Raw genomic sequence first — 10,560 nt, 5'->3', positions numbered from 1 at the left:
GAGAAGCTGCGGCACGTGCTGGTCCGGCACGAACAGGGCGCCGGGCACGCGGCCAGCGGTTACGCGCACGCCACCGGGAAGGTGGGCGTGATGATGGCGACCTCGGGTCCCGGTGCCACCAACCTCGTGACGCCGCTGGCCGACGCGCAGATGGACTCGATCCCGGTCGTCGCCATCACCGGACAGGTCGGTCGTGCCCTCATCGGCACCGATGCCTTCCAGGAAGCCGACATCTCCGGCATCACGATGCCGATCACCAAGCACAACTTCCTGGTTCGCGACGGCGACGACATCCCACGGGTGATGGCCGAGGCCTTCCACATCGCCGCCAGCGGCAGGCCGGGCGCGGTGCTCGTCGACATCCCGAAAGATGTGCTGCAGGCGCCGTGCACGTTCAGCTGGCCGCCGCGGATGGATCTGCCCGGCTACAAGCCGAACACCAAACCACACAACCGCCAGATCCACGAGGCTGCCAAGCTGATCGCCGCGGCGCACAAGCCGGTGCTCTACGTCGGCGGCGGTGTCATCCGCGGCGAGGCCACCGAGCAGTTGCGGGAGCTGGCCGAGCTGACCGGAATCCCGGTGGTCACCACTCTGATGGCGCGCGGCGCCTTCCCGGACAGCCACCGCCAGCACTTGGGCATGCCGGGTATGCACGGCACTGTCTCCGCGGTGGCCGCACTGCAGCGCAGTGACCTGCTGATCGCACTGGGTACCCGGTTCGACGACCGGGTCACCGGACAACTCGCCTCGTTTGCCCCCGAGGCCAAGGTCATTCACGCCGACATCGACCCCGCCGAGATCGGCAAGAACAAGCACGCCGATGTGCCGATCGTCGGCGACGTCAAGGCCGTGATCACCGAGCTGATCGCGGCGCTTCGGCACGATGACGCCCCGGCGAAGATCGACATCGCCAAGTGGTGGAACTACCTCGACGGGGTGAAGGCCACCTACCCGCTGAGCTACGGGCCGCAGAGCGACGGCAGCCTGAGCCCGGAGTACGTCATCGAGAAGCTGGGCGAGATCGCCGGCCCCGATGCGGTCTACGTCGCCGGTGTCGGCCAGCACCAGATGTGGGCCGCGCAGTTCATCTCCTACGAAAAGCCGCGCACCTGGCTCAATTCCGGGGGGTTGGGCACCATGGGCTTCGCCGTCCCGGCGGCCATGGGCGCCAAGATGGCCCGTCCGGACGCCGAGGTCTGGGCGATCGACGGCGACGGCTGCTTCCAGATGACCAACCAGGAGCTGGCCACCTGCGCGATCGAAGGCGCGCCGATCAAGGTCGCGTTGATCAACAACGGCAACCTGGGAATGGTGCGGCAGTGGCAGACCCTGTTCTACGAGGAGCGGTACTCGCAGACCGACCTGGCCACCCACTCGCGCCGGATCCCGGACTTCGTCAAGCTGGCCGAGGCGCTGGGCTGTGTCGGATTGCGTTGCGAACGTGAGGAAGACGTCGTGGACGTGATCAACCAGGCTCGCGCGATCAACGACCGCCCGGTGGTGATCGACTTCGTCGTCGGCGCCGACGCGCAGGTGTGGCCGATGGTTGCCGCCGGGACCAGCAATGACGAGATCCAGGCTGCCCGCGGCATCCGCCCGCTGTTCGACGACGAAAGCGAAGGGCACGCCTGATGCGCGTCGGCGACGATGCAGAGCGTAGCGATGAGGAGGAGCGGCGCATATGACCGGATCGACGACGACGACGCACACCTTGTCGGTGCTTGTCGAGGACAAGCCCGGTGTGCTGGCCCGGGTGGCGGCGCTGTTCTCGCGACGCGGGTTCAACATCGAGTCGCTGGCCGTCGGTGCCACCGAGCAGAAGGACATGTCGCGGATGACCATCGTGGTCTCCGCGGAGAGCACCCCTCTCGAGCAGATCACCAAACAGCTCAACAAGCTGATCAACGTCATCAAGATCATCGAGCAGGATGACGACAAATCGGTGTCTCGCGAGTTGGCGCTGATCAAGGTCCGGGCCGACGCCGGATCCCGCAGCCAGGTCATCGAAGCGGTGAACCTGTTCCGCGGCAAGGTGATCGATGTATCGCCGGAATCGCTGACCATCGAGGCCACGGGTGACCACGGCAAGCTCGAAGCGCTGCTGAAGGTGCTCGAGCCGTTCGGCATCCGCGAAATCGTCCAATCGGGAGTGGTTTCACTCTCCCGGGGACCACGCGCTATCGGTACCGCAAAGTAGTTGACCCAATTCGAGATTTAGTTCGAAAAGCCAAGAGAGAAGGAGACATTCACGTGGCTTTGGAGATGTTCTACGACGATGATGCCGACCTGTCGATCATTCAGGGCCGCAAAGTCGGCGTGATCGGGTATGGCAGCCAGGGACACGCGCACTCGCTGAGCCTGCGCGACTCCGGCGTTGAGGTTCGTGTCGGCCTGAAGGAGGGCTCGAAGTCGCGGGCCAAGGTCGAAGAGCAGGGTCTGACGGTCGACACCCCCGCCGAGGTCGCCAAGTGGGCCGACGTGATCATGCTGCTGGCGCCCGACACCGCGCAGGCCGACATCTTCAAGAATGACATCGAACCCAACTTGAAGGACGGCGATGCGTTGTTCTTCGGGCACGGGCTCAACATCCACTTCGACCTGATCAAGCCGCCTGGCAACGTCACCATCGCGATGGTGGCGCCGAAAGGCCCGGGGCACTTGGTGCGTCGCCAGTTTGTCGACGGCAAGGGTGTTCCCGCATTGATCGCCGTCGACCAGGACCCCGCCGGCAACGGCGAGGCGCTGGCGTTGTCCTACGCCAAGGCGATCGGTGGCACCCGCGCCGGCGTCATCAAGACCACCTTCAAAGACGAGACCGAAACCGACCTATTCGGTGAACAGGCCGTGTTGTGCGGTGGCACAGAGGAATTGGTGAAGACCGGTTTCGACGTGATGGTCGAGGCGGGCTACCCGCCGGAGATGGCCTACTTCGAGGTGCTGCACGAGCTCAAGCTGATCGTCGACCTGATGTACGAGGGCGGCATCGCACGGATGAACTACTCGGTGTCCGACACCGCGGAGTTCGGTGGCTATTTGTCGGGTCCGCGTGTCATCGACTCCGACACCAAAGAGCGCATGCGTGCCATCCTGCGCGACATCCAGGACGGCACCTTCACCAAGAAGCTGGTCGCCAACGTCGAGGGCGGCAACAAGGAGCTCGAGGGCCTGCGCAAGGAGAACGCCGAGCACCCGATCGAGGTCACCGGAAAGAAGCTGCGCGACCTGATGAGCTGGGTCGACCGCCCGATCACCGAAACCGCCTAGCGGGGTGGGCCGCCGCGAGATTTAAACCATCGCGACCGTCTGCGGCGTTTCGTGTATCTGGCTTATCTTTCGCGGGCCCCGGCCCCTGTCGCGGGGTTACCGACCGGATTCACCTGGGCACCGACACGCAGAGCCCCCGCGCCGAACGCGTACTCAGAGCGAAATTTTGGCGATTTTCTCGCTCTGAATGCACGTTCGACGCTGCTAGCGGGTGCGATCGGCGACCGTGGCGTTCGTCGGGTCAAGGTTGACCGTTAGGCTGGCCCGCGTGAGCCTGCCTGTTGTTTTGATCGCTGACAAACTTGCCCAATCAACCGTCGAGGCCCTGGGTGACCAGGTTGAGGTGCGCTGGGTCGACGGCCCCGACCGCGAGAAGCTGCTGGCCGCGGTGCCCGAGGCTGACGCACTGCTGGTCCGTTCGGCCACAACCGTCGACGCCGAGGTGCTGAGCGCTGCACCCAAACTCAAGATCGTCGCCCGCGCCGGCGTCGGGCTGGACAACGTCGACGTCGATGCGGCCACCGAGCGCGGTGTGCTGGTCGTCAACGCGCCGACGTCGAACATCCACAGCGCCGCCGAGCACGCCGTGGCGCTGCTGCTGTCCGCGGCCCGGCAGATTCCGGCCGCTGATGCCTCGCTGCGCGAGCACGCCTGGAAGCGGTCGTCGTTCTCCGGCACCGAGATCTTCGGCAAGACCGTCGGAGTCGTCGGCTTGGGCCGCATCGGACAGCTGGTTGCCCAGCGGCTGGCCGCATTCGAGGCCCACATCGTCGCGTACGACCCTTACGTGTCTGCGGCGCGGGCCGCGCAATTGGGCATCGAACTGCTCAGCCTCGACGATCTGTTGGGACGGGCGGACTTCATCTCGGTGCACCTGCCGAAGACGCCCGAGACCGCCGGCCTGATCGACAAAGAGGCGCTGGCCAAAACCAAGCCGGGCGTCATCATCGTCAACGCCGCTCGTGGCGGACTCATCGACGAGGCGGCGCTGGCCGACGCCATCTCCAGCGGACATGTGCGCGGTGCCGGCGTCGACGTCTACTCCAAAGAGCCGTGCACGGACAGCCCGCTGTTCGAGCTGTCGCAGGTGGTCGCAACCCCGCACCTCGGGGCATCGACCGAAGAGGCCCAGGACCGCGCCGGCACTGACGTCGCCGCCAGCGTGAAGCTGGCGCTGGCAGGCGAATTCGTTCCGGACGCGGTCAACGTCGGCGGCGGCGCGGTCAGCGAAGAGGTGGCGCCATGGCTGGACCTGGCCCGCAAGCTCGGGGTGCTGGCTGGTGCGCTCAGCGAGGAACTGCCGACGTCGCTGTCGGTGCAGGTGCGCGGTGAGCTGGCGAGCGAAGATGTTGACGTGCTTCGGCTTTCGGCCTTGCGCGGTTTGTTCTCAGCGGTGATCGAGGACCAGGTGACGTTCGTCAACGCCCCGGCGATCGCCGAAGAACGCGGCGTGGCCGCCGATATCAGCACTGCCACCGAAAGCCCCAACCACCGCAGCGTCGTCGATGTCCGCGCCGTGGCCGCTGACGGTTCGGTCGTCAACGTGGCCGGGGCGTTGTCCGGTCCGCAGCAGGTCGAGAAGATCGTGCAGATCAACGGCCGCAACTTCGATCTGCGCGCCCAGGGCTTCTATCTGGTCATCAATTACGCCGATCAGCCCGGGGCGCTGGGCAAGATCGGCACGCTGCTGGGCACCGCGGGAGTCAACATCCAGGCCGCCCAGCTGTCCGAGGATGCCGAGGGACCCGGTGCGACGATCCTGCTGCGGGTAGATCGCGATGTACCCGCCGACGTCCGCGCTGAGATCAGGTCAGCCGTCAAGGCCAACAAGCTTGAAGCGGTTGACCTGTCGTGAAACTCGCCGTCATCCCGGGTGACGGGATCGGGCCTGAGGTCGTGACCGAAGCGGTCAAGGTGCTCGACACGGTCTTGCCCGGCGTGCACAAAACGCATTACGACTTGGGCGCCAAGCGATTTCACGCGACCGGTGAAGTGCTGCCCGATACCGCGGTGGCCGAACTGCGAGGCCACGACGCAATCCTGTTGGGCGCCATCGGCGATCCTTCGGTGCCAAGTGGCCTGCTCGAGCGAGGTCTGCTGCTACGGCTGCGATTTGAGCTCGACCACCACGTCAACCTGCGGCCCGGCCGGCTCTATCCGGGCGTGAGCAGCCCGCTTGCCGGCAACCCGGACATCGACTTCGTGGTGGTCCGCGAGGGCACCGAGGGCCCCTACACCGGAACCGGCGGCGCGATTCGAGTCGGTACTCCCCATGAGGTGGCCACCGAGGTCAGCATCAACACGGCGTTCGGTGTCCGCCGAGTTGTGGAAGACGCGTTCACGCGCGCTCAGCAGCGTCGCAAACATCTGACATTGGTGCACAAGACGAACGTGCTGACGTTCGCCGGCTCCCTGTGGTCACGGACCGTGCAGGAGGTCGGCGAGAAGTATCCCGACGTCGAGGTGGCCTACCAGCACGTCGACGCCGCGACCATCCACCTGGTCACCGATCCCGGCCGCTTCGATGTCATCGTCACCGACAACTTGTTCGGCGACATCATCACCGATTTGGCCGCCGCGGTCTGCGGCGGAATCGGGTTGGCGGCCAGTGGAAATATCGACGCCACCCGAACCAACCCGTCGATGTTCGAACCGGTGCACGGCAGCGCGCCGGATATCGCCGGTCAGGGGATCGCGGACCCGACCGCCGCGATCATGTCGGTGGCGCTGCTGCTTTCCCACGTCGGCGAAGACGCTGCCGCCGCGCGAGTGGACCGGGCCGTGGCGTCCCATCTGGCCAGTCGCCCGCCCGAAAAACTATCCACCGCCGAAGTCGGCGAAAGGATTGCGTCCGCGCTCTAGTCTCCAGGCCGGGCGGCAACGTGCTGGCCGGCACGATCGGCACCGCGAGTAGCGGGAACAGCCCGCAGAGGAGAAATGCCGGCGGATAACTGTGGTTGGCGATCAGCACACCGAACGCCGGTGGTGCGCCGGCCGCCATCAGCCGCTGATAGGTGTTCTGCAGGCCCAGTGAGCGCCCACTCCAGAACGGTCCGGCGTATTCGGTGATCGCGGTGGATTCCAGCCCGTTGTCGAGCACTGCCACGACCGAGGCGGCGACCATCAGCGGCACCGCGATGAATGAGCGCAGATGATCGGCAAACGCCAAGCCGACGAGAGCCACGACACCGACGGCGGAGATGATCCGGACCGGTCGCAGCCGCGACCCGACCCGGTCCGACCACCGGCCGACCAGGACGCGGCCCACCGCCCCGAGCAACTGTGACACCGTGACAAGGCAACCCGCCATCGGAATCGAGCACCGATAGTTCGCGATCAGCCAGATCAGCATGAACGTCACGGTCACGGTCTGGGGCACCATCAGCAGCGCCGAGACGGCGTGAATTCTTCGCAGCACCCAAGATCCGCGGTACGGGTTGGCCAACTCCTGTTCGGTGGCCTCGTCCCATTCCTTGCGCGGTGGGTCGATGATGGCCACAACGCTGAGCACCGCGGCCGCCGCGCACAGCACGGCCGGGAATATCAGTGCCGACGTCGCCGACCGGGCGTGCTCGGCGAAGATTGGAATGACCAACGCGCCCAACGCGATTCCGAGTGGTTGCGCGGCCTGCCGGACGCCCATCGCCAAACCCCGTTGCTCCGGTGGGAACCAACCGGAGACCAGCCGACCGCCTGCCGAGTTACAGCTGGCGGCCGCCATGCCTCCGACGAACAGCCACGCTGCGAACGCGACCGTGGAGTGCACGGTGGTCGCCGCGTAGGCGGCGCCCGCCGTCAGCGCCGAGCCGACCGTCAGCACGACCCGTTCGCCCACCCGGTCGAGCAGATAGCCCCACAGGATCAGCGTCGCGACCATGCCGAAGCTCGGCATCGACGACAGCAGTCCGGCTTCGGCCAGCGTCGTCCCGCGATCCTCTTCCAGTGCGGGGATCAGAAAGGCGACGCCGTTGATGAAGATGAATGCGCTCGCGGTTACCAGCAGCGAAATGATGACGATCGACCAGCGTCGGCCCGCAGTGAGTCCGACCGTCGGGGCCGAATCCGTCGACATCGATCCATGCTCGCATAGCCATGTGGTTGCTGGGTGTAAGCGACAACCGCCCCGGCCGTGCGGGCCCCGGTCGGCGCTCACTAGGCTGAGGCGAATGCGCCTTGGCCGAATTGCCAGTCCCGATGGCGTCGCGTTCGTCTCCATTGAGGGCGAACCCGACGAAATGACCGTCCGTGAGATCGCTGAGCATCCGTTTGGCACTCCGACTTTCACGGGTCGCACCTGGCCGCTGGCCGACGTGCGGCTGCTGGCCCCGATCCTGGCCAGCAAGGTGGTCTGTATCGGCAAGAACTATGCCGACCACATCGCCGAGATGGGTGGCACGGCGCCGGCCGACCCGGTCATCTTCCTCAAACCCAACACCGCGATCATCGGACCCAATGTGCCGATTCGATTGCCGGGCAACGCATCGCCGGTGCACTTCGAGGGCGAGCTGGCGGCGGTCATCAGCCGCCCCTGCAAGGACGTCACGGCCGATCGCGCGTCCGAGAGCATTCTGGGCTACACGATTGCCAACGACGTGTCGGCTCGCGATCAGCAGCAGGCTGATGGCCAGTGGACCCGGGCCAAGGGTCACGACACGTTCTGCCCTGTCGGACCCTGGATCGAGACCAACGTCGACCCGTCCGACCTGACCTTGCGTACCGAGGTCAACGGCGAGGTCAAACAGGACAGCCGGACCTCGCTGATGATCCACGATGTCGGTTCGATCGTGGAGTGGATCTCGGCGGTGATGACCTTGCTGCCGGGGGATCTCATCCTGACCGGCACACCCGCGGGCGTGGGTCCCATCGTGGACGGCGACACCGTCAACATCACCATTTCCGAAATCGGAACTCTATCGAATCCTGTTGTCCAAAAACAGAATCCGTAGCTTGGATGGCCCATCCCGCAGTGTTGTGACCTGGCGTCGCCGATGTCGCGCGCATCTGCTGTGATCGGTGATGGGGGTTACTCATATTCGCACGCCGGCCGTCGGCGGTCCGGGGGAGGCCGCGGTGTCGGGCGCGGGTGAGGTGTGACCTGTTTGTTTGGTAGTGTGCACGTCGGCCCATCACGGCTGACAGCAGTGCCCGTATGACCGCGCAGGTTCGGCAGACAGGCCTCTGAACAGCAGTTTTAGGCAGCCAATGGGGTATGGTGTAATTGGCAACACAGCTGATTCTGGTTCAGCCATTCTAGGTTCGAGTCCTGGTACCCCAGCAGTATTTTTCCAATGTCGTTCCACCGCCTAGCGATTAGGTGGGCGTACGGCATTGAGCTATGCTGGCTGCTCGGATCGGTTCCGGCCCCGTCGTCTAGCGGCCTAGGACGCCGCCCTCTCACGGCGGTAGCGTGGGTTCGAATCCCATCGGGGCTACTCACTCATAATGCGTGTCAGCTCGCGGCCGCGGCGGTTGAGCCGCCGACCGGCATCGCCGGAATTCCTAGCTTGCGGTGGTCCCACGAGCGATTGCGCCGGCTCACGATGCGCACCGCGACACGCTTATTCATCATCATGTCCACCGCCGGCTTCATCTCTTCGGTGTAGGGCCCGGTGTAACGCTCCCACACGCTGACGCCGACGCGGAATATCGCATCCGGATCGTCCACGATCTCAGCGACGCCTTCGAACGACACCCCGCGCAGAGTGTCGTAGGTGTCACCGTCCTCGATCATGAAGCTGACTCGCGGATCGCGCTTGAGGTTGACGGCTTTCTGCGATTTGGCTTTGGTCTCCAGCCAGATCTCGCCGTCGACCACGCCGTACCACATCGCCGTCAAGTGTGGCTGCCCGTCCGAACCGATGGTGGCTAGCGTGCCGGTACGGCTATTGGTGACGAAGTCGGTGATCTCCGCCTCGGACATGAGGATCTGCGCACGCTGGTTCGTTCCCATGGCGACAGTGTGTCAGGTCACTATTCGACACTCGAACCGCGGGCGATGCGGTGTGCATCACAACCGGCGAGCGAGCGCGTCGGCGGCCGCCAGCAGGTCGGCAGCCCAGCGTGCGCCCGGCCGGCGGCCCATCCGATCGATAGGACCTGACACCGAGATGGCGGCGATCACCGAACCGTGGGCATCACGCACCGGCGCCGAGACACTTGCCACTCCGGGCTCGCGTTCGGCTGCGCTCTGAGCCCAACCGCGGCGCCGCACCTCGGCCAGCACGCGGTCGCTGAACTTCGCGTCGGGCAACACCGCCGCACGGATGGCGTCGTCGCTGTATGCCAGAAGCACCTTGGCTCCGGAACCGGCCGTCATCGGCAAGCGCGCGCCGACGGGGACCGTATCGCGCAGGCCTGCAGGCGGTTCCATCGCTGCGATGCAGATTCGCGAGGTGCCTTCGCGCCGGTACAACTGGACGCTCTCGCCGGTGATCTCACGGAGTCGTGGCAGAACTACCGCGCTGGCCGCCAGCAATGGGTCGTTGACCTGGGTCGCCAGCTCGCTGATCGCGGGACCCAGACGCCAACGGCCCTCGTTGTCGCGGGCCAGCAGTCGATGAACTTCCAAGCCCGCAGCCAATCGGTGTGCGGTTGCCCTGGGTAGACCTGTGCGATCGCACAATTCAGCTAGCCCACAGGGCGATTCCGCGATCGTGCGCAATACCCCCACGGCTTTGTCAAGAACGCCGATGCCGCTATCCTGTCTCACAGAGAGATACTAACGTCTCGCATAGTGAGATCAACGAATTGGGATGAGCTCGTGACGAAAACTTCAGCCCACAACGACGCAGCCCGTCCGCGCACCCTTGCGGAGAAGGTGTGGGACGACCATGTGGTGGCGTCGGGCGGCAGCACCGAACCCGACCTGATCTACATCGATCTGCACCTCGTGCACGAAGTCACCAGCCCGCAGGCCTTTGACGGTCTGCGACTGGCCGACCGGCCGGTGCGGCGGCCCGATCTGACGCTCGCCACCGAAGACCACAACGTGCCGACGATCGACATCGACAAGCCGATCGCCGACCTGGTGTCGCGTACACAGGTGGAGACGCTGCGCCGCAATTGCGAGGAATTCGGCGTTCGGCTCTATCCGATGGGCGACATCGAACAGGGCATCGTCCATGTCGTGGGTCCGCAACTCGGTCTGACTCAGCCGGGAATGACGGTGGTGTGCGGCGACAGCCACACCTCGACGCACGGCGCGTTCGGCGCGCTGGCCTTCGGGATCGGCACCACCCAGGTCGAGCACGTGCTGGCCACCCAGACGATGCGCCAGGTCAAGCCGGACGCGAT

The 10,560-nt window shown here is 65.4% G+C and carries 9 protein-coding genes, 2 tRNA genes and 1 pseudogene; 9 read left to right on the top strand and 3 right to left on the bottom strand.

Annotation, left to right across the window (positions count from 1 at the left end; genetic code table 11):
* From WAO18_RS20725 to WAO18_RS20705, 5 genes are all read left to right on the top strand, one after another.
* Positions 1-1,635 (top strand): acetolactate synthase large subunit (locus tag WAO18_RS20725; protein WP_422208108.1); only part of this gene is annotated, 1,635 nt, incomplete at its 5' end.
* A gap of 49 nt (positions 1,636-1,684) precedes the next feature.
* The gene (ilvN, locus tag WAO18_RS20720; RefSeq protein ID WP_422208107.1) at positions 1,685-2,200 is read left to right on the top strand and encodes an acetolactate synthase small subunit; all 516 of its coding nucleotides are present in this window, start codon (positions 1,685-1,687) and stop codon (positions 2,198-2,200) included.
* Positions 2,201-2,265: 65 nt separating this feature from the next.
* Entirely contained in the window at positions 2,266-3,267 is a 1,002-nt protein-coding gene (ilvC, locus tag WAO18_RS20715) for a ketol-acid reductoisomerase (protein ID WP_422208109.1), read from the top strand.
* Positions 3,268-3,535: 268 nt separating this feature from the next.
* Positions 3,536-5,122: a phosphoglycerate dehydrogenase gene (gene serA, locus WAO18_RS20710; RefSeq protein WP_422208106.1), complete on the top strand. Its 1,587-nt coding sequence runs from the start codon at positions 3,536-3,538 to the stop codon at positions 5,120-5,122.
* Positions 5,119-6,129 carry a 3-isopropylmalate dehydrogenase gene (locus tag WAO18_RS20705; RefSeq protein ID WP_422208105.1) on the top strand — a complete coding sequence of 337 codons (1,011 nt, stop codon included), beginning with the start codon at positions 5,119-5,121 and terminating at the stop codon, positions 6,127-6,129. The genes serA and WAO18_RS20705 overlap by 4 nt, the downstream gene beginning before the upstream one ends.
* A gap of 133 nt (positions 6,130-6,262) precedes the next feature.
* Here WAO18_RS20705 and WAO18_RS20700 read toward each other — a convergent pair.
* A pseudogene (locus WAO18_RS20700) lies at positions 6,263-7,339 on the bottom strand (MFS transporter); the annotation flags it as partial.
* 94 nt (positions 7,340-7,433) lie between these two features.
* Here WAO18_RS20700 and WAO18_RS20695 point away from each other — a divergent pair.
* From WAO18_RS20695 to WAO18_RS20685, 3 genes are all read left to right on the top strand, one after another.
* Positions 7,434-8,213, top strand: a complete 780-nt coding sequence (locus tag WAO18_RS20695) for a fumarylacetoacetate hydrolase family protein (RefSeq protein ID WP_422208104.1) — start codon at positions 7,434-7,436, stop codon at positions 8,211-8,213.
* Positions 8,214-8,470: 257 nt separating this feature from the next.
* A tRNA-Gln gene (locus WAO18_RS20690) sits at positions 8,471-8,542 on the top strand.
* An 84-nt stretch (positions 8,543-8,626) separates the two neighbouring features.
* A tRNA-Glu gene (locus tag WAO18_RS20685) sits at positions 8,627-8,699 on the top strand.
* A gap of 17 nt (positions 8,700-8,716) precedes the next feature.
* On the opposite strand, the gene WAO18_RS20680 is transcribed toward WAO18_RS20685, so the two are convergent.
* Together WAO18_RS20680 and WAO18_RS20675 are read right to left on the bottom strand one after the other, a co-directional pair.
* Positions 8,717-9,217, bottom strand: a complete 501-nt coding sequence (locus tag WAO18_RS20680) for a PPOX class F420-dependent oxidoreductase (RefSeq protein WP_422208103.1) — start codon at positions 9,215-9,217, stop codon at positions 8,717-8,719.
* Between the two features lie 57 nt (positions 9,218-9,274).
* Positions 9,275-9,976, bottom strand: a complete 702-nt coding sequence (locus tag WAO18_RS20675; RefSeq protein WP_422208102.1) for an IclR family transcriptional regulator — start codon at positions 9,974-9,976, stop codon at positions 9,275-9,277.
* 51 nt (positions 9,977-10,027) lie between these two features.
* Here WAO18_RS20675 and WAO18_RS20670 point away from each other — a divergent pair.
* A partial coding sequence (locus WAO18_RS20670) for an aconitase family protein (protein ID WP_422208101.1) occupies positions 10,028-10,560 on the top strand: 533 nt, incomplete at its 3' end.

It is taken from the genome of Mycobacterium sp. (genome assembly GCF_049278535.1).
In the GTDB taxonomy this organism is placed as follows: Bacteria; Actinomycetota; Actinomycetes; order Mycobacteriales; family Mycobacteriaceae; genus Mycobacterium.
The sequence above is the reverse complement of the archived record's forward strand: the minus strand, read 5'-3'. Positions and strand labels throughout refer to the sequence as shown.